This window comes from Alteribacter aurantiacus DSM 18675 (genome assembly GCF_000429705.1).
Taxonomy (GTDB): domain Bacteria; phylum Bacillota; class Bacilli; order Bacillales; family Salisediminibacteriaceae; genus Alteribacter; species Alteribacter aurantiacus.
Genome location: NZ_KE386941.1, coordinates 2306996 through 2326123, shown reverse-complemented (window position 1 = coordinate 2326123; position 19128 = coordinate 2306996). Strand labels below are relative to the sequence as shown.

Annotated in this window: 17 protein-coding genes, 14 tRNA genes and 2 rRNA genes; 28 read left to right on the top strand and 5 right to left on the bottom strand. The window is 43.8% G+C overall.

What is annotated here, in order from left to right; genetic code table 11:
- The 17 genes from G476_RS0115105 to G476_RS0115025 all read left to right on the top strand — a co-directional run.
- A 23S ribosomal RNA gene (locus tag G476_RS0115105) occupies positions 1-122 on the top strand; the annotation flags it as partial.
- A gap of 95 nt (positions 123-217) precedes the next feature.
- A 5S ribosomal RNA gene (gene rrf / locus G476_RS0115100) occupies positions 218-334 on the top strand.
- A 12-nt stretch (positions 335-346) separates the two neighbouring features.
- Positions 347-422 (top strand) — tRNA-Ala (locus G476_RS0115095).
- Positions 423-450: 28 nt separating this feature from the next.
- Positions 451-527: transfer RNA gene (locus G476_RS0115090), tRNA-Met, on the top strand.
- Positions 528-541: 14 nt separating this feature from the next.
- Positions 542-634, top strand: a tRNA-Ser gene (locus G476_RS0115085).
- Positions 635-639: 5 nt separating this feature from the next.
- Positions 640-715: transfer RNA gene (locus G476_RS0115080), tRNA-Asp, on the top strand.
- 48 nt (positions 716-763) lie between these two features.
- Positions 764-848: transfer RNA gene (locus G476_RS0115075), tRNA-Tyr, on the top strand.
- 6 nt (positions 849-854) lie between these two features.
- Positions 855-928, top strand: a tRNA-Trp gene (locus tag G476_RS0115070).
- A 16-nt stretch (positions 929-944) separates the two neighbouring features.
- A tRNA-His gene (locus G476_RS0115065) sits at positions 945-1021 on the top strand.
- A 17-nt stretch (positions 1022-1038) separates the two neighbouring features.
- Positions 1039-1113: transfer RNA gene (locus G476_RS0115060), tRNA-Gln, on the top strand.
- Positions 1114-1123: 10 nt separating this feature from the next.
- Positions 1124-1198 (top strand) — tRNA-Gly (locus G476_RS0115055).
- A gap of 1 nt (position 1199) precedes the next feature.
- Positions 1200-1276 (top strand) — tRNA-Arg (locus tag G476_RS0115050).
- Positions 1277-1307: 31 nt separating this feature from the next.
- Positions 1308-1381 (top strand) — tRNA-Gly (locus G476_RS0115045).
- A 33-nt stretch (positions 1382-1414) separates the two neighbouring features.
- Positions 1415-1491 (top strand) — tRNA-Ile (locus G476_RS0115040).
- A 59-nt stretch (positions 1492-1550) separates the two neighbouring features.
- Positions 1551-1625, top strand: a tRNA-Glu gene (locus G476_RS0115035).
- A gap of 13 nt (positions 1626-1638) precedes the next feature.
- Positions 1639-1714: transfer RNA gene (locus tag G476_RS0115030), tRNA-Lys, on the top strand.
- 1257 nt (positions 1715-2971) lie between these two features.
- On the top strand, positions 2972-4417 hold the full coding sequence (locus G476_RS0115025; protein WP_026690832.1) for an NADP-dependent glyceraldehyde-3-phosphate dehydrogenase: 1446 nt from the start codon (positions 2972-2974) through the stop codon (positions 4415-4417).
- 48 nt (positions 4418-4465) lie between these two features.
- Here G476_RS0115025 and G476_RS0115020 read toward each other — a convergent pair whose 3' ends face one another.
- A complete protein-coding gene (locus G476_RS0115020) occupies positions 4466-5938 on the bottom strand; it encodes a phospholipase D-like domain-containing protein (RefSeq protein WP_035186597.1) in 1473 nt (490 codons plus the stop codon).
- Positions 5939-6214: 276 nt separating this feature from the next.
- Positions 6215-7516 (bottom strand): C40 family peptidase, encoded by a 1302-nt coding sequence (locus tag G476_RS22170; RefSeq protein ID WP_051314823.1) that lies wholly within the window; start codon positions 7514-7516, stop codon positions 6215-6217.
- A gap of 144 nt (positions 7517-7660) precedes the next feature.
- Here G476_RS22170 and G476_RS0115010 point away from each other — a divergent pair, with 144 nt between their 5' ends.
- The 8 genes from G476_RS0115010 (at position 7661) to G476_RS0114975 (ending at position 13619) form a co-directional block, all read left to right on the top strand.
- A complete protein-coding gene (locus G476_RS0115010) occupies positions 7661-7852 on the top strand; it encodes a PLD nuclease N-terminal domain-containing protein (RefSeq protein WP_026690830.1) in 192 nt (63 codons plus the stop codon).
- Positions 7852-8757 (top strand): ABC transporter ATP-binding protein, encoded by a 906-nt coding sequence (locus tag G476_RS0115005; RefSeq protein WP_026690829.1) that lies wholly within the window; start codon positions 7852-7854, stop codon positions 8755-8757. Before G476_RS0115010 ends, G476_RS0115005 begins: the two co-directional genes overlap by 1 nt.
- Complete coding sequence (locus tag G476_RS0115000) at positions 8754-9533, top strand: ABC transporter permease (protein WP_026690828.1); 780 nt, start codon at positions 8754-8756, stop codon at positions 9531-9533. Before G476_RS0115005 ends, G476_RS0115000 begins: the two co-directional genes overlap by 4 nt.
- 18 nt (positions 9534-9551) lie before the next feature.
- Positions 9552-9818, top strand: coding sequence for a DUF3006 domain-containing protein (locus G476_RS0114995; protein WP_026690827.1), 267 nt, complete (start codon positions 9552-9554; stop codon positions 9816-9818).
- A 358-nt stretch (positions 9819-10176) separates the two neighbouring features.
- Positions 10177-11001 carry an electron transfer flavoprotein subunit beta/FixA family protein gene (locus G476_RS0114990; protein ID WP_026690826.1) on the top strand — a complete coding sequence of 275 codons (825 nt, stop codon included), beginning with the start codon at positions 10177-10179 and terminating at the stop codon, positions 10999-11001.
- 2 nt (positions 11002-11003) lie between these two features.
- Complete coding sequence (locus G476_RS0114985; protein WP_026690825.1) at positions 11004-12050, top strand: electron transfer flavoprotein subunit alpha/FixB family protein; 1047 nt, start codon at positions 11004-11006, stop codon at positions 12048-12050.
- A complete protein-coding gene (locus tag G476_RS0114980; protein WP_026690824.1) occupies positions 12043-13338 on the top strand; it encodes an FAD-dependent oxidoreductase in 1296 nt (431 codons plus the stop codon). Before G476_RS0114985 ends, G476_RS0114980 begins: the two co-directional genes overlap by 8 nt.
- The gene (locus G476_RS0114975) at positions 13320-13619 is read left to right on the top strand and encodes a ferredoxin family protein (RefSeq protein ID WP_026690823.1); all 300 of its coding nucleotides are present in this window, start codon (positions 13320-13322) and stop codon (positions 13617-13619) included. Before G476_RS0114980 ends, G476_RS0114975 begins: the two co-directional genes overlap by 19 nt.
- Before the next feature lie 28 nt (positions 13620-13647).
- Here the strand turns inward: G476_RS0114975 and G476_RS22165 are convergent, their stop codons facing one another.
- Positions 13648-14271 carry a cysteine hydrolase family protein gene (locus G476_RS22165; protein ID WP_051314822.1) on the bottom strand — a complete coding sequence of 208 codons (624 nt, stop codon included), beginning with the start codon at positions 14269-14271 and terminating at the stop codon, positions 13648-13650.
- A 139-nt stretch (positions 14272-14410) separates the two neighbouring features.
- Here G476_RS22165 and G476_RS0114965 point away from each other — a divergent pair, with 139 nt between their 5' ends.
- Positions 14411-14890, top strand: a complete 480-nt coding sequence (locus tag G476_RS0114965; RefSeq protein ID WP_425387229.1) for an Lrp/AsnC family transcriptional regulator — start codon at positions 14411-14413, stop codon at positions 14888-14890.
- Positions 14887-16047, top strand: coding sequence for an aminotransferase (locus tag G476_RS0114960; RefSeq protein WP_026690821.1), 1161 nt, complete (start codon positions 14887-14889; stop codon positions 16045-16047). The genes G476_RS0114965 and G476_RS0114960 overlap by 4 nt, the downstream gene beginning before the upstream one ends.
- Positions 16048-16480: 433 nt before the next feature.
- Here the strand turns inward: G476_RS0114960 and G476_RS23630 are convergent, their stop codons facing one another.
- Positions 16481-16627 carry a hypothetical protein gene (locus G476_RS23630; RefSeq protein WP_156906579.1) on the bottom strand — a complete coding sequence of 49 codons (147 nt, stop codon included), beginning with the start codon at positions 16625-16627 and terminating at the stop codon, positions 16481-16483.
- A 296-nt stretch (positions 16628-16923) separates the two neighbouring features.
- Positions 16924-18276, bottom strand: a complete 1353-nt coding sequence (locus G476_RS0114950) for a sodium-dependent transporter (RefSeq protein ID WP_026690820.1) — start codon at positions 18274-18276, stop codon at positions 16924-16926.
- Positions 18277-18570: 294 nt separating this feature from the next.
- Here G476_RS0114950 and yugI point away from each other — a divergent pair, with 294 nt between their 5' ends.
- Positions 18571-18999, top strand: coding sequence for a S1 domain-containing post-transcriptional regulator GSP13 (yugI, locus tag G476_RS0114945; protein ID WP_026690819.1), 429 nt, complete (start codon positions 18571-18573; stop codon positions 18997-18999).
- Positions 19000-19128: the final 129 nt, after the last annotated feature.

Below are 19128 nucleotides of genomic sequence, written 5' to 3'. Positions count from 1 at the left end.
TGAGATTTCCCATTACGTTAAGTAAGTAAGATCCCTCAGAGACGATGAGGTTGATAGGTCTCATGTGGAAGCGTGGCAACGCGTGGAGCTGAGAGATACTAATCGATCGAGGGCTTATCCAAAAATTGATGTTTGTTTAGTCTTCTAATGAAACTCTGTGAAGAGTGTCGAAGCTGTTATCTAGTTTTGAGAGAATATCTCTCTAACTTCATATTTGTCTAGTGGCGATAGCGAAGAGGTCACACCCGTTCCCATGCCGAACACGGAAGTTAAGCTCTTCAGCGCCGATGGTAGTTGGGGGCTCTCCCCCTGTGAGAGTAGGACGTCGCTAGGCAAGTATTAAAATGGGGCCTTAGCTCAGCTGGGAGAGCGCCTGCTTTGCACGCAGGAGGTCAGCGGTTCGATCCCGCTAGGCTCCACCATTTAACCTAATATTTTATATCATTATTTGGCGGTGTAGCTCAGCTGGCTAGAGCGTACGGTTCATACCCGTGAGGTCGGGGGTTCGATCCCCTCCGCCGCTACCAAATAATTTTATCGCGGAGGAATACCCAAGTCCGGCTGAAGGGATCGGTCTTGAAAACCGACAGGGGCTTCACGGCCCGCGGGGGTTCGAATCCCTCTTCCTCCGCCATAATTGGTCCCGTGGTGTAGCGGTTAACATGCCTGCCTGTCACGCAGGAGATCGCCGGTTCGATCCCGGTCGGGACCGCCATTTAAATTTATTTGCGAAGAGATTCGCAGTTTATCAACAAGTAAAGATGGAGGGGTAGCGAAGTGGCTAAACGCGGCGGACTGTAAATCCGCTCCCTCCGGGTTCGGCGGTTCGAATCCGTCCCCCTCCACCATCTTTAAGGGGTATAGTTTAATGGTAAAACGAAGGTCTCCAAAACCTTTGATGTGGGTTCGATTCCTACTACCCCTGCCAATTTAATTTTATGATGGCGGTCATGGCGAAGCAGGTTAACGCACCGGATTGTGGTTCCGGCATGCATGGGTTCGAATCCCATTGATCGCCCCATTTTTATTATATGAAATAGGGCTATAGCCAAGCGGTAAGGCAACGGATTTTGATTCCGTCATGCGCAGGTTCGAATCCTGCTAGCCCTGCCATTTTTTATTTGCGGGAGTAGTTCAGTGGTAGAACACCACCTTGCCAAGGTGGGGGTCGCGAGTTCGAATCTCGTCTTCCGCTCCACGCGCCCGTAGCTCAATTGGATAGAGCGTCTGACTACGGATCAGAAGGTTAGGGGTTCGACTCCTCTCGGGCGCGCCATTTTAACTTCATATAGATGAATAACACACACGCGGGTGTAGTTTAGTGGTAAAACCTCAGCCTTCCAAGCTGATGATGTGAGTTCGATTCTCATCACCCGCTCCATTTTTATGTTTAAAACGCAATTTGTTGCAACTTGGGCCTGTAGCTCAGCTGGTTAGAGCGCACGCCTGATAAGCGTGAGGTCGGTGGTTCGAGTCCACTCAGGCCCACCATTAATACCCAAGTTACTAGCAACTGATTACCGTTTTCTAATGCCATATATATTTCATATGGCCCGTTGGTCAAGTGGTTAAGACACCGCCCTTTCACGGCGGTAACACGGGTTCGAATCCCGTACGGGTCACCATTTTTTTAATGAAGAGCCATTAGCTCAGTTGGTAGAGCATCTGACTTTTAATCAGAGGGTCGAAGGTTCGAGTCCTTCATGGCTCACCATTTATACATACAGTTAACAAGGTTGCAAACACGCACCTTGTTTTTTTGTTGTGTATGAATTTATCACTCTTTTTACATGTGGATAACTACCTTAGTACTCTTTTCGTCTAGCTTCAGCGCCTACGAGCTTGAGGTCATTTCATTTGGATGAAGCTTGCGGAGCGGCTTCAAACTGATGGCCTGCCTCAAATGTTTGTACTTCCAGCATAAGGGCAACTAAGACTTTCGCCATTTTGGGTGAAAAGCCAAGTTTTCTTTAAAACGCTCGTGATCCAGGCGCTTGCGTTTTTGCTCTTACTTAAATGAGATTTCATTTTCATTCAGCTCCAAAGGTATCGATCTCAAGATGATTTTTCGTGTTGCTTTCGACTTTTACTGAAAGATAGATACTTCGCACATGGGCCTTATCGTGCTGCAAGAGGCCACCGAAAAAGACCAAAACTTACGTTTACAAATCGCCTTTACTCGAGTGGGAACATGGTTGTGTACCTGTTGAGAGAGTACAGCTTTAAGGTACTGAAAAAGTGCATTCCCTGATGTTTATCTCTCATGGAACATACTCACGTAAATCTATTCTTTATTTCCCATGCTTTAACCTTCGTCCCCCTTAAGATAGGCTGATCACACCAATTGCCTCTAAATTCTTTCCTTTTCACATCAGTCCCTTTCCACAAGCTTCATCGCATCTAGACAGTGATCTTCTCTATCTAGTCATGAGAATACAGATTAGATTTACAACCCTACAAACATTTGAGCAACGCGTGTTGACAACCATCCATATCGTCCCCCTATTACCTACACTGTTTGGATAAATGTTCGTCTAATAAAAGATCTCATAAGAACTACCTACAAAGGTAGCTATGGTTTTAAGGCACCCGAACTGAAAAAAAGGTGCATCCCCGTGGTGTTCATCCTTTTTTTTGTTCCCTAAAACAATAAATAATCGTTTTTTATACCTCGGTTTTCTACCTAATACTCTTTTCAAATACAATAAAAACCAAAATATAAAATGTTTATACTTATGCAGAAAGAAAAATTTTAAATTTTTTTCCGAATTTATGAAAGCGCTGTGATTCGGTCAAGCTATAGGGATAGAGCGATGCTGGTTTTCTCAAAAACCGGCACAAATAAGGATTTATCTGAGCATATGCCTTGAACGAAAGGGTTTTCACATGTTTTAATGTAAAACATTGATGAATAAACACAACCTGTATATACAGGCATATAAATTCTAACCTTTAATGGAGTGATTTAATCATGGCAACTCGTCAAGATCATAAAACGTACTCATTTTTACTAAATAATGAATGGAAAGAAAGTGAATCAGGCAAGACAATTGAAATTCTGTCTCCTGACGACAAAAGCATTGTTGGTTATGTTCCTTCCATGACGCAAGGGGAAACAGATGAAGCAGCACGATCTACAAAAGCTGCGCAGGTCGAGTGGGCAGAAACACCACTGGATGAGCGTGTAGCGTTGTTACATCGTTGGGCTGATGAGCTTGAGAAAATGGAAGATGAAATTGGAGATGTGATTCAGCGCGAAGTAGGTAAGGGGTTGTCTTCAGCTAAAGGGGAAGTAACACGTACAGCTGAATTAATTCGTTACACTGCTGAACAGGGACTTCGTGTAAAAGGTGAATACATGACTGGGGATGGATTCCCTGGTGGCGGTAAGAACAAAAAAGCGATGATTCAAAAGGTTCCACATGGTGTTGTCCTTGCTATTTCACCATTTAACTACCCGGTTAACCTTGCAGCTGCTAAGATTGCACCTGCACTTGTTACAGGAAACACAGTATTGTTCAAGCCTGCTACTCAAGGTGCAATCAGTGGAATTAAGATGATTGAAGCACTTGTAAAAGCCGGCCTTCCAAAAGGTGTACTAAACGTTGTTACAGGTAGAGGTTCAGTGATCGGTGATTTCATCGTGACACACACTGATGTAGACATGATCAGCTTCACAGGAGGTACAGAGACAGGGAAGCATATTGCGAAACAAGCTTCCATGATTCCTGTGGTACTCGAGCTTGGAGGGAAAGATCCTGCTATCGTACTTGAAGATGCTGACCTTGATAAGGCAGCGAAAGAAATTGTCGCTGGAGCATTCAGCTACTCAGGTCAACGTTGTACAGCAATCAAACGTGTACTGGTGATGGATAGCGTAGCTGATGAACTTGTAGCGAAAGTAAAAGAAAACATTGAAGGTCTTAAAGTTGGTAAAGCATCTGAAGGTGCAGGTGTTGTACCATTAATTGATGACAGATCAGCTGACTATGTTGAATCACTTATCGAAGATGCAAAAGAAAAAGGAGCAACAGTCGTTTTATCTGGCGATCGTCAAGATAACTTGGTTCAACCAACACTACTCGACAATGTAACAGAGGATATGCGTGTGGCATGGGAAGAGCAGTTCGGACCGGTTCTTCCAATCGTACGCATTAACAGCGCATTTGAAGCGATTGAACTAGAGCGTCGCAATGAATTTGGGCTTCAGGCAAGTATCTTTACTCAAAACATGGACGATGCCTTTAAGATCGCGGATAAACTAGAAGTTGGTACTGTTCAGTTAAACGGTAAGACTTCTCGTGGACCTGACCACTTCCCATTCCTAGGTGTGAAAAACTCAGGACAAGGTGTTCAAGGAATTGGACGTAGTATTGATTCCATGCTTCGTGACAAAGTAACAGTCATTAACCTTTAATCATAACGAATCCCCCTCGCCATTTCGGCAGGGGGATTTTTTTAGGACTTAATAGGTTGTGAAATATAGCCATTGCTGAAGTCTGAAAACAGCTGGTTTCCAAAAGGAGAGGTCATCTTCGTACTCTTCAAGTGGAAGGGTGTAGAGGCCGTCTTCGTTAGTCCATATCTTTTCAAAATACTGTAGAACACTGTCTGAAAGAGAGGATTCGTTTGATGCCGTCAATTTGATACTTGCATCTAGATTAAAGTCATCCATGTTTCTTCGGGTAAAGTTTGAAGAGCCACCGATCATGATAGACTCCTCTTGTTTTTGAACAAACATAAGTTTTGTATGGTATTGTTCTTTATCAATGTTGAACCACCGAATATCAATGTGCCCATTGGACTCTTCATGAATATGTTTCGCAGAAGGTCTATTTGGAAGGCCGTGAGTTTCTTGTGAAAAGGAATAGCTGTTAGGGTCTAGAACAATACGGATATCCACCCCTCGTCTTGACGCTTCAAGTAAGGCATCCGCAATTGGGTCTTTGGCAAGATAGTATACACCTATGTAAATGAGGTCATCTGTTGCTGAATATTCAATCGCCTCAATCACATGATTTTTCACGCTGCTTTCGGTCAAGTGACGAGCGATCACGCGATCATCGCCATTGTCTATTTCTTCAGCTCTCTCGTCATAAAGAAAGTCCTCGTCGCTCGGAAAGGGCAAAGGTTCATCTGTGGAAAAAGAAGCGACTGCCTTTTCTGCTGCCCAAATGTCTTTGATCACCGACCCTGTAACTCGAAAGCCGATATTGCTATAAAGTCCACTTCCATCATGAGGGTTTGCTGAGGTGACGAAGGCTTCTTTGTCAGATACCACAAGCTTTCGATGATTGGCTTTCAAGTTAAGTAGCTTTAGATAAGAACGTGCAGTTAATGAGGGAGCTTCTTCGCTCAAAGGGTGAGAAATCCAACCGTTTTCCCCACGGCCGAACCATTGAAAAAACGTTCGATAAAACGCAGAGTAAACCGGTTTCCCATCCCTTAGCGGTGTAAGGTCACTGATGACTGTATGAATGCCTGCCTCCTCGAGCTGAACTAAGTGTATTGAATCATGAGAGCCGTAGCCAGTATTGAATTCGTCAGTGATAAAGATAATTTCAATGTCCGGGTTGCTTTCTTTTTTTGACAGTAAAGCCTCAGTCACACGCTTACTTATCTCTGGCATCTCTTCATCTCGGTCGTGATAGGCGTTAAATAAAAACATGTCCAAAAGGAGATAGGAATCGGCTCTATTAATAACTTCTATGATTTCATCAAAAATAGACTGGTCCGATACCCAATCACCGTCTTTCGTTTGATATGTCAAATCATAATAAAATTGTGCATCAGGGATCTCGTGGTCTTCTCCCTCAAAGCTCACACTCTCCGGGAGAGGTTTCATTAATCCATATATCCCAACAGCAGTTAGAAGTATGATGAGCAGAAGAAGGGATGTATAAAAGAGAGCCCATTTATCTTTTCTAATCCATTTCATGACTTGATCTCCTTAGAGGTGATTGAAAGCGCTAAAAAAGGTCGAACGTTACCCTTTTCCAATGCCTTTGATGATTAAGGATGAGGCTATTGAAAAAGTACAAAACAACTTTTTCAGCTGTGTGTGACTCTTTTAGCATTCATCTCTCATATACAAAGTACCCTTAACGTGAGAGGAAAAACCCAGCCACTTCGATGGAAGAAGTGGCTGGTTTCTTTTGTATTTTGAGGTTACTATCGTTTGTCTTTCATATGGATCCGTTCATTTAGGCGTACTTTATCCACGTCCAACTTCATATCGTTTAATACCCATAAGCTTGTCTTTTGTCCAGTAATGACTAAACCTTGGGTCGATAATAGACACCCCGTCATCTTCTCTAAGAACGATCAGCTGGTCATTTCCGATATAGACGGCTGGGAGGGGATTGTTGTTGTCTGAGCGGAAAAAATAAACATCCCCAGGCTGTTGCTCTCCTTCTTTAACTTGACTTCCATACTGCCATTGCCTCTTTAACGTTTGCGGAAAAGCAGTGTCATATGGAGACATGACATAGTGAAGAAAGCCACTTCGATCAAATCCACTATTCGGCGATTTCCCTTTCTTTTCATAAGGGATATTCAATAATTGATACGCCCGATCGACGATAGGATGTTCTCGATCGACTTTTAAATGGTCGAACCGTTTCACACCGGTAAAGTGCTTCATCCATGACTCTCCAAGGTAAGAAATTGTTGTTTTCCCCTCTTCACCACTTGCATGGATAAAGAAGCGATCGCCTAAGTAAATACCTGTATGAGAAATTCCTTCTTGCCACGTACCGGAAAAGTAAATCACATCACCTGGCAGAGCTTCTTTTAAAGGAATGCTTTTGCCAACCTCGTATTGGTGATAGGTAATTCTCGGGAGGTGTATATCCATCGATTCAAATGCATGTTGGACCAAAAAGGAACAGTCAAAGGCAGCGAGCGTATCTCCTGTTAATTTGTAAGGCCGATCGAGGAGAGAAAGAGCGTCTGATATGGCTGGGTGATCGTGACTCTGATGCGTTCTTGGCGTAAGCATCTTTTTCTCTTTATCTGTTAATCGTTTTCCTTCAATAAATCGACCTTTCCAATACCTATCTTCAGAAAGGTTACGTAACGCGACGCCGTCTTTTGTTGCTGTTATAAAAGAGCCGTTTTCTAAATAGATTCCGGTAAGTGTACTTTCTTCTCCTTTGAAAAAGACAAGGTCTCCTTCTTTGAGGTTTTTCTTTTTTACCTTCTCCCCTAACTCTTGTTGAAGATGGGCGTGGCGGGATAACTGAACGTTCTCTACACGGTTATACATGTATTTAGTCAAGGTCGCAGTAGAAAACCCTTCTGTCGGTTCGTCTCCTCGGCCGTTATAGGGGATACCTTTGAGCTTTTCGGCTAAAACAGAGAAAGATTCCTCCGTAGGAAGCGTGTCTTTCGTACTCATCACTTGAACAGTGCGTTCTGGTGCTTTTGTCATTTCTTCTACCATGCCTTCATTTTGTTGAAAAAAGAAGAAAAGTGGTAAAAGGATACTTGAAAGCATGAATACTTTTTTTACCATTGTCGATTCACACTCACTTTATTAAGGCTTTAAATTCAGTGTATCATAGTGAGGGTTAAACCATACGCAGGTGAAACTTTTGTTTAGCTTTATACGTAGAAAATATATGGGAATTAAAAGTAGATACAATTGGGGGAATGAATAATGGATATGATCAACTGGGGTGTAGTTGCTCCACTTATTGCTATACAACTGATTCTTATGACTGTGGCACTATTGGATTTAGTGAAGCGAGACCAGGTGAATGGGGAAAAGTGGGTGTGGGCTATCGTCATTGTTGTGTTTAATACGATCGGACCGATCGCATACTTTATCTTCGGAAGGAAAACGGATTAATGTACGTACTTGAAACAAAAAACATGACGAAAACATTTGGTGGTGTACCTGTCGTTAACCGGCTGAACCTAAACATTCGAGAAGGGGTGTGCACGGCTCTCCTTGGTCCTAATGGTGCCGGAAAAACAACAACTCTGTCCATGCTTGGAGGACTATTAAAACCAAGCGATGGAAAAGTGATCTTCAAAGATCAGGAAGAGACGGATCATCGACAAATGATCGGTTATTTACCCCAATATCCTGCCTTTTATGGGTGGATGAGTGGTATCGAGTATTTGGTTTATGTGGGGCAATTGTGTGGTTTGTCGAAAAAAGAAGCCATTAGAAAAGGAGAAGACCTTCTATCTCTTGTAGGACTTACAGATGGAGCCAAGAAAAAAATCGCAGGATATTCAGGAGGTATGAAGCAACGACTGGGTATTGCCCAAGCGCTAATAAATGATCCAAAAGTCGTCATGCTCGATGAGCCTGTGTCGGCTCTAGATCCTCACGGACGTAGAGAAGTCTTGGAATTAATGAGGGAATTGAAGACCAAAACGACGATTCTATTTTCAACGCACGTCCTTCATGATGCAGAAGAGATTTGTGATGATATTTATATCATGAAAGAAGGAGAGGTCGTAGCTGAGGGGACGCTCGGAGAATTGCAAAGAAACTATCAGCAACCGGCAATCCATATTGAAACCGAACGAGAAATCAAGCAATGGTCCAGTACCCTGTTGGAAAAAGAATGGGTTAGACATATGGACGTAAAAGGCAAAGCTGTCACGCTTACTGTGAGCGATTTGACATTAAGTAGAGAGGCAATCCTTCAAGACCCAAAATTCCACGGATTAGCGCCCGTCCGGTTTGAAATTGTGAAAACAAGTTTGGAGGATTTGTTTATGCAGGTGACGAAATCATGAGACAGTGGACAGTGATGTATAAAAAAGAGTTAAGTGAACAGTGGCGGAGCTTTAAGTGGCTTTGGGTCCCCCTTGTTTTTATGCTCCTTGGGATGACTCAACCTGTGACTGCTTATTATTTGCCGGATATTTTGGAGCAATTCGGTGGTTTGCCAGAAGGAGCGGTTATCGATATTCCCCTCCCTGGTGGCGGTCAGGTGCTTGCCGATACGCTCGGCCAGTTTAGCCAGATCGGCATGCTGGTACTCGTACTGGCTTTTATGGGAACCATTGTAAGTGAGCGTACGCAAGGAACGTGGGCAATGGTTCTTGTAAAGCCTGTATCGTACGGGAATGTAATCACGACGAAATGGGCTGCCATGCTAACTTTGGTCACCGCTTCCTATGTGCTCGGATTGATGAGTGCGATTTATTATACGTTCTTGCTAATCGAATCGGTGCCCATTTTAGATATTGTTTTAGGGGCGCTACTTTTCTTATTATGGGTTATGTTTATTATGACATTAGTGATCTTGTTTAGTTCCCTCTTTAAGTCATCAGGTGCGGTCGCTTTCTTAACAATTGGAATGGCTATTGTATTGTCTATCATTAGCGGATTCCTCCCAGATCTAATCCAGTGGTCTCCTGGCATGCTTACCTCCCATAGCAGTGATTTGCTACGGACAGGCGAGACGGAGGCTCTTGTGTGGCTACCAACGACTGTGACGATCGTATTGATAACAGGTATGATTTTTCTGAGTGTGTCTATAGTGAAACGTAAAGAAGTGATTTCATAGGAAGAAGGGCGTGATTGTATGGGTAAAAAACAAGCTGTCCTCGATCGCATAGAAGATGGACAATGGGCGGTGCTGTTGGTCGGTGAAGAGGAGAGAGAAGTCATTCTTCCCGTTCAAAAAATTCCTCCTAAAAGTAAAGAAGGAGATTGGTTTATTGTTACTCTCGTCGAGGACACTATATCAAGTGTAGTTTTAGACGAAGAAAAAACAAAGACCATGAAGACGTCGATCCAATCAAAAATGGACCTTCTGAAGAAGAAAAAAGGAAGCAAATTTAAACGATAACCTCGTTCCCCTTGCCAGTATGATGGCAAGGGGATTTTCGCGCTCTAAAGCGATGGGGGACTGTCCCCATAGCCATCAAGTTAAGCAAATTTGGCGGCTTCTTTCGGTTTTCTCTCTCTTATTGGCCATCCACTCTTTTCTTTTCACATGACGTAGAAGCGGGGTCTGACCCGCGAACAATTGTGTAAATGTGAGGTTCCGAGAAGAGGCTTGGCTCGAATAAGTCTTTTTTTGTTACATATAGATGAAAGTAGAGTGGTTGTTTTAGAGTTCGTGAACCGATACACAATCACTTTCATAAAGTCATCAACGAACTGCACATAGATTACGACGTTCCATAGAAAGGATGAAGAGACCATTGCACATCCTCGTTTGCATCAAACAAGTACCTGATACGAAGATCATTAAAGTGAACCCAAAGACGAATACCCTGGATCGATCAAGTGCACCAGCGATCTTGAACCCCTATGATGCTCATGCCGTTGAAGAAGCGGTCAGACTTAGAGATATTCACGGAGGGAAAGTCACTGTCCTTTCCATGGGTCCTCCACAGGCAAGAAATGCGATTCGAAAATGTGTCGAAATCGGAGCTGACGAAGGCATCTTGATATCTGATCGCCGTTTTGCAGGAGCGGATACTCTAGCAACCAGCTATGCTCTTTACAAAGCAATCGAGAAAATTCAAAGCCTTGAAGGCGTTGATCTGATTTTATGCGGTAAGCACGCCATCGATGGTGATACAGGACAAACAGGTCCCGGGATTGCTAGAAGGCTCGGTATTCCTCCACTAACATGTGTGAATCGTGTAGCCGAAGTGAATAGGGTCGAAAACCGAATTCGTGTTCACCGCAAAGTAGAGGAAGGATACGAGCTGATTGAATCTACGCTTCCATGTCTATTAACCGTTGAAAAAGAAATTAACGATGTGAGCTATTCGCCACTGCCTAACGTGATTCGAGCTGCCCGATATGAACCGACCGTTTGGACTGTGGATGATTTGGACGACGTGGACATTAAACAACTTGGCTTGAAAGGCTCTCCAACGATTGTTGGGAAGATGTGGCCACCTGAAAAAAGCAAAGGGGCAACACTTTTGGATGGTGACGCAGAAAAGCAAGTGAAAGAGATGGTCCGGGTTCTTTTAAAAGAACGGGAATTGTTTGTGGGGAAAGGCGGGGATTAACAGTGAAAGTAAACATTGATGATTACCGAGGAGTATGGGTATTTATCGAACAAAAAGAAGAACAGCTACTTGATGTAGGGCTAGAACTTTTGGCTGCGGGCCGGGACCTGGCCGATAAATTGGATGTAGAGTTGTGTGGGGTGTTACTTGGAGACGGAGTATCACATCTAACGAAAGAAGTGTTTGAATCGGGAGCGGATAAAGTCTATTTGATCGACAATCCCGTTTTAAAATACTACCGAACAGAAACGTATATGAAAGCAGTAGGAGATTTAGTGAGGAAATTCAAGCCAGAAATCTTTCTCTATGGGGCTACATCCAACGGAAAAGACTTGGCAAGTGCAGTAGCCACAGATGTCCTGTGTGGCTTGACAGCCGATACCACTCTAATGGATGTGGATGTAGAGAAACGATTGTTTGAAGCAAGCAGACCGGCCTTTGGTGGCAATATCATGGCGACCATTCTTTGTAAAAAGCATCGCCCGCAAATGGCGACGGTCAGGCCAAAGGTCATTAAGCGTCTACCTTTACAAGCGGGAAGAACAGGAGAGGTTATTGTAGAAGAAATAGATGTAAAAGAAGACGATCTCCAAACAAAGGTTTTAAAAATTGTAAAAGACGCTAAAAAAGCGGTCAATCTTGAAGAAGCAACCGTCATTGTTGCAGCAGGCAAAGGAATTAAAGACGAGAAAGGCTTTGCCATGGTCAAGGAATTGGCTGACATTTTAAATGCCACTGTAGGAGCGAGCCGCGACGTTGTCGAAGCAGGCATATGCGGTCACGATCATCAAGTAGGACAGACCGGGGCTACAGTCACTCCCAAAGTATATATCGCGATCGGTATTTCCGGAGCCATTCAGCACATTGTGGGCATGCAAAATTCAGAGCTTATAGTAGCGATTAATAACGACAAAGAAGCTCCGATTTTTAACGCAGCTCATTATGGCGTTGTGGGGGATGCCTTTACGATTGTCCCTATGCTTACAGAAGCGTTTAAAGAAGCGTTGTCTGACAAAGTTGCACAAGAAGAGGTGACCACGAATGGCTGATAAGTTTGATGTCATCGTAGTTGGAGCGGGACCTGCAGGCACGAGCTGCGCATATACAGCTGCAAAAGCGGGTCTGAACGTTCTATTGATTGAGCGAGGAGAATATCCCGGGTCCAAAAACGTGATGGGCGGCATTCTCTATCGAAAGCAATTGGAAGAAATTATTCCCGAGTTTTGGAAAGAAGCCCCGTTGGAGCGTCCTGTCGTGGAGCAACGCTTTTGGTTTTTAGATAAAGAATCGATGGTGACAACGAGCTACAAAGGATTGGAATGGGGCAAAGAACCATTTAACAACTTTACGGTATTACGGGCGAAATTTGATCGGTGGTTTGCTGGTAAAGCGGTCGAACAAGGAGCTTTACTCATCAATGAAACCGTTGTTACGGAATGTATTGTAGAGGAAAACCGCGTGGTTGGTGTACGAACGGACCGTCCAGATGGAGATGTGTATGCAGATGTTGTTGTGTTGGCGGATGGGGTCAACTCGTTACTTGGAAAGAGCCTTGGGTTTCACAAAGAGTGGAAGCCTGATGAAGTCGCCCTCACCGTAATGGAAGTCTTAAATTTACCAAAGAAAACGATCAACGAACGATTTAACGTTTCAGACGATCAAGGTGTGAGTGTAGAGATTTTCGGTGATTCCACCCAAGGCCTTCTCGGTACCGCTTTTCTTTATACCAATAAAGACAGTTTGAACATCGGGGTAGGAACGACACTGTCCGGTATGATCAAAAAGAAGCTCAAGCCCTATCATTTGCTTGAATATGTAAAAGAACACCCGATGATTCGCCCGTATATTGAAGGCGGCGAGACGTCAGAGTATTTGGCTCACCTCATACCAGAAGGGGGCTATAAATCGGTTCCTCGCTTGGTCGGCAATGGTGTCATGATTGTAGGAGATGCGGCTCAGTTCGTCAATGCCATTCACCGTGAAGGGTCAAATATGGCCATGAGCTCCGGTAAGATGGCTGCTGAAGCGATTGTGAGGGCAAAAGAGCTTGATGATTTTACAGAGCGAACGCTCGACTCGTATCGAAAAGAACTGTACAACAGTTTTATAGGAAAAGATTTGAAGAAGTACAAAGATGTAACACATACTTTTGAAGAGCATCCGCAATACTTTACAGACTACATCCCAATGATGAACAAAGCCGCCAATTCGTTCTTTACTGTTGATGGCAGTCCGAAAAAAGAAAAGCAAAGCCGCATCATTAAGAGCATTACGGAAGGAAAAGGAAAAATCGCCGTCGCCAAGGATTTATACCGCGCATGGAAGGTGATGAAATAATGGCTAAAACCATTGAAGAAAAGCAGTATCTCGTTCGTTTCCGTTGTGACACGAAGTCTCACTTGGAAGTGAAGGATGAAAACGTCTGTTTAACGTCTTGTCCTGATAAGGATTGTACGATTTTTTGCCCGGCGGATGTGTATAAGTGGGAAGGGGATCGTATGCACGTAGGATATGAGGGCTGTCATGAGTGTGGGAGCTGCCGGATTGGGTGCCCGACTGACAACATCAAGTGGGAATATCCAAAAGGTGGTCACGGCATTGTATTCAGGTTAGCGTAGAAAAGCGTCAAAGAAGAGGATGTCCGATTTAGGGGGCATCCTTTTCTTTGTTTCGCCAGTAATATTTGATCTGTTCAAGATCCATTTCTTCAGACGGGGTTGTATCCGCTTTGAGCACATGGGCCATTAAATGAAGAGCTTCTCGATTATCCTCCTCGTGATTTGAGGCAGTGCAGTCTGACGGAAGATACAACTTGTACCCACGCATATACGCATCGTTGGCGGTAAAATGAACACACATGTTACCGGCAACCCCGGTGATGATTAAGGATTTCACATTCAAGTACTCCAATAAGAGGTCGAGTGGCGTATTAAAAAAAGCGGAAAATTGGGGTTTTAATACGAAATAATCGTCTTCTTCCGGTTCGAGGAGCTTTGTTACCTCATGACCTCTCATTTCTTCTTGAAGACAGTGGTTGACCAATGATTGAAAGTCGGATTGCCACCGACCGTAGTTGTCATTTATATATAAAACAGGAATATTCAATTCTTTTGCCTGCTTTTTTAAGCGGGCGATTCTCTCGGCCATCGGTTTGGCGTAGCGAATGAGTTTTTCTCCGTCTTCAAATTCAAAATCGTTAATGACATCAACGAGTAATAAGGCCACGTGTTCATATTCCGTCACGTGAGGGTTTTTGTTTTCGGTTCCCATAGTAACGATGCCTCTCTTTCTGTTAAAATAGACCGTATGTGAAAGCTTATAGAGATGGAGAAGAACGGTACTTACTTTTCCCAAAAACAAGGTTGATCAAACATACATGCAGAAAGGAGTCAGTCAATTGAAAAAAGAAATGGAGCTGCTTCGCCTTCTTGAAAAGGATGGGCGTATGCCGGTGAAAATGATTGCGAAATTATTAGATGTAACAGAAGAAGATGTTGAAAAGATGATGAGTGACTTGGAAAAACGAAAGGTGATCGTTGGCTACTCAGGGATTGTGGATTGGACTAAGGTCGATAGCCCAGAAGGAATTACGGCGATGATAGACGTGAAAGTGCAACCAAAGCGAGGGGTTGGCTTTGACGAAGTGGCTGAACGCATTTATCGTTTCAAAGAGGTCAAGGCTCTTTATCTTATGAGCGGAACGTATGATTTGAGCGTTGTTATTGAAGGGGCAACCATGAGTGAGGTAGGTCAGTTTGTTTCTGAGAAGCTGTCTACATTGGAATCGGTTCTTTCTACCACCACTCACTTCCAGTTGAAAAAATATAAGCATGATGGTGTTGTGTTTGATGATGGAGACGAAGACCATCGTATCGTGGTATCCCCATGACGAATCGTTATTTATCGGAAGCTGTTGAACGAATTCAACCATCAGGAATCCGGAAGTTTTTTGATTTGGCCTCATCAATGGATAACATCATCTCTCTTGGTGTGGGAGAGCCTGATTACGCAACGCCATGGAACATCCGAGAAGCAAGCATTGCCTCATTGGAACGTGGTATGACCTCTTATACAGCCAATGCAGGTCTACCTGAGCTAAGAGATGAGATCTCTCGTTATTTGACTCGGGAGTTTAAGACCGATTATAACCCTGAAGAAGAAGTGATTGTCACAGCAGGAGCGAGTGAGGCAATAGATTTGGCAATGCGCGCGACAGTCAATCCAGGAGAAGAAGTCTTGGTCGTTGAACCGAGCTTTGTTTCTTATGCTCCACTTGTATCGTTGATTGGGGGCGTTCCCGTTTCAGTGTCTACATCCATTGAAGATGGGTTTAAGGTCACAGCGGAGCAAATTGAATCCAGAGTGACTGATCGTACGAGAGGCATTTTGCTTTGCTTTCCAAACAACCCGACAGGCACAGTGATGACAAAGGACGAGCTTGAGAAAGTGGCACATGTCATAAAAAAGCATGACCTCATCGTGTACTCGGATGAGATTTACGCGGAAATGACCTATGATGAGAGACATGTAAGCGTTCCGGCTTTGGAAGGTATGTATGAGAGAACAATCTTGATCAGTGGCTTTTCAAAAGCCTTTGCGATGACCGGATGGCGTTTAGGCTATGTGTGTGCGCCAGCTCCGGTTGCAGCAGGTATGCTAAAAATCCATCAGTACGCGATGATGTGTGCGTCGACCATGGCTCAGTATGGTGCATTGGAAGCTCTTCGGAACGGTAAAGATGAGATGCTTGAAATGGTGGAGAGCTATCGACAACGTCGAAACTTCTTTGTGAGTTCGTTAAAAGAGATCGGCCTTGATTGCCATATTCCGGGAGGGGCATTCTATGCGTTTCCTTCAATTAAGTCGACGGGGCTATCCTCAGAAGAATTTGCTGAAAAGCTGTTGTTTGCTGAGCGGGTGGCAGTTGTTCCTGGGAACGTGTTCGGTGAAGGGGGCGAAGGGCACATTCGATGCTCATACGCTACATCACTTACACAGTTGGAACAAGCCGTCGACCGGATGGATTCGTTTATTAAATCACTATAAATGTAGTAACACTCGCATGGTAAGACTGCTCTGCGGGTGTTTTTTTGTGTTTAAAGAAAAGTTGGTAAGAGGGTCACGCACAAAAAAAACGAGGCAAAAGAGTGATGGGGTTCACTACTTCTACCTCGCTTTAAGGGGGAATACAAGATTGTATACACCAATCATTTTAACCATCGTTCACAATCCTATACTTGAAAAATCAAATTTATTTATTCGTCAATTAACATCCAGACTTTTACACAATTGTTCGGGGGTCAGACCCTATAGGCGAGTCCCCATAGCTGTCAAGTTAAGCAAAATTGGCGGGCTTCTTTAGGTTTTTTATCATATATGTTCATTCACTATCATTTTTTCACATGACAAAGAAGCTTTCGGAAGTATTTTTAACAATGATAAATTCCGTTACAGGTGGACGCTTTCCGCGGGCATCGCCTTAGCCTCCTCGGGAAAGGCGCCCTGCGGGGTCTTCGGCTGAAGAGCTTCCTGCTTCTTCCTCTACAAGCAAATGCTCCGAAGCGTCTGCGTCGAAGCAACTCGTAGTATACTCATGATGTAAACGCTCGTCGCTGGGAGTCGCCACCTTTCACTCCATTTTCTTCTTCAGAAGAAATACCTCCCTTTACAATGTAAAGGGAGGATACCCGTCAGGATGAACAGGTAAGCTATTATTTATCACAAATGATATGAACTTGGACATATGATTAGGTGTAGCCGGAATGTTCGAAGACTCCTGCGGCAGTGGGAGCTAGGCGAGAACCCGCATGGGCTTTGCCCGAGGAGGCTTGCCGGCACCGCCGCGGAAAGCGAAGAACATTCCGGCTACACCTTACTTCACCTTATTTAGTACACTTAATTCTTAACTTGACGGCTATGGGGTCAGACCCCACCAGTAATTAGAGTATTAATAAACGCGAGCAAGATTGCGATTGGTACAACGTATTTTACGAGTACATACCATGTATTGAACAGGCTACGTTTGAACGCTGAACCTTTTTGCATTTCATCATACAGCTCGTCTTTTTTGATCTTCAGTGGTGCGAAGATGGCGATCAGCAATGCTCCGAGTGGAAGCATAACGTTACTTACGAGAAAATCAAGGGCATCAAAGAATGTGAGACCAAAGAACAACACATCACCCATGACTCCGTAAGACAATGCGGACGGAATACCCAATACAAAGATCAAAAGTCCGCAAACCCATGCGGCTTTTTTACGTTTTGCAGGGTCATTTTTCGTAACCGAAGCCACGACCATTTCCAAAAGGGAGAACGCCGATGTTAGTGTAGCAAACAACAATAAAGCCATAAATGCTACAAAGAACACACTACCAAAAGGAATGGAGCTGAATACGGTTGGTAATACAATGAAAATCAATGGCGGTCCTTCAGTAGGCTCGAGTCCAAAAGAGAACACTGCCGGGAAAATCGCCAGACCTGCTAAAATAGAAATGAAAATCGTCAGTCCAACGATGGAAACAGCTGAACGTGGCAAGCTTTCATTTGACTTTAAGTAGGAGCTGTATGTGACCATGATGGACACACCAAGACTCAAACTGAAGAACGCTTGTCCAAGGGCAAAGAGAATTGTTTGTCCTGTTAGCGATGAAAAATCCGGAACTAAGAAGAATCGTACCCCTTCCATTGCACCGGGCAACGTAACCGAACGAATCACAATAATAAGGAATAAAACAAACAAGGCTGGCATCATAATTTTACTGACGCGCTCGATTCCTTTTTGTACTCCACCTTGAACTACGAGAATGGTCATAAGCATAAAGACAAGGTGAGCTGCAATTGCAAGCCATGGGCTACTAATCGTTTGTCCAAACAACTGTTCAAATTCTTCAGCACCACGACCTCCAATTCCTTCTGTTATGGAGCGGGCAAAATAAATGACAATCCAACCACCTACGACACTGTAAAACGATAATAGAAAGAAAGATGTAGCCACACCGAGCTTTCCAATCCAATGCCAATAGGTTCCTGGTGCCAGCATTCGATAAGCGGTAACAGCTTCGTGCTGGGTTTTACGACCAATCGTAAACTCTGTGAGTAAGAGTGGAAGTCCTAGGAAAATCGTAAAAAGTAAAAAGATAAGGAAAAATGCACCGCCACCACTCATACCGGCTACGTAAGGGAGCTTCCAAATCGCTCCGAGACCGATTGCCGATCCGGCAGCAGCAAGAATAAATCCAAGCTTGGATGTCCACTGATCCTGCTTTTGGGACATAATTGTCGTACCTCCTTCGCGTCACTAAAAATTATCAGAAAAGTGACGTTTCTTCTGCAATATTTTTCTACTATAAAGCGTTGCATTGCTAATGTCAACGGAAGTTTAAACAAGGTAGCGATTGTTAAAACATCCATGGAGAATTGACCGCACATCACGGTTATGATATAAAGGACAAGGTTAGTTCCAGCGTAATGTATGGATTTAGGAACAATGGAAAATTTCCCTTTTTGTCAGAAAAGAAAAGCTGTGATATAATTAACCAGTTAATAAATAGCTATAGGAGTTGTTCTCATGTCAGGTAAATATGAAGTAGGCAGCATTGTCGAAGGAAAAGTTACTGGGATTAAACCTTTTGGTGCGTTCGTAGCACTAGACGACCAAAAACAAGGTCTTGTTCACATCTCACACATCGCTCACGGTTTCGTTAAAGATATTAACGAGCACCTTTCTGTTGGAGATGAAGTTAAAGTTAAAGTATTAAGCGTAGACGAAGAGACTGGTAAAATTTCTCTATCTATCCGCGAAACTCAGCCAAAGCCTGAGCGTCCGGCACGCCAAGAGCGTCCTAAGCGTCAAGGTCAAGGCGGCGGTGGAGGCGGAGCTAAACGCCACACGAACGAAAAACCACAAGGTTTCAACACACTTGAAGAAAAGCTTAAAGGCTGGTTAAAGCAGTCTAACGAAATTCAAGCTGACCTTAACAAGCGCGCAAAAAAATAAATAATGTAAAGTAAAGGATTTCCCAGAATCCAACTTTTCTAAAGACAAAAGAGGCAGCTCCCGAGAGTTGCCTCCTTTTTTGTGCCCAACTTCCATGAAACTAGAGCACATTTTTTTGATACCCATATA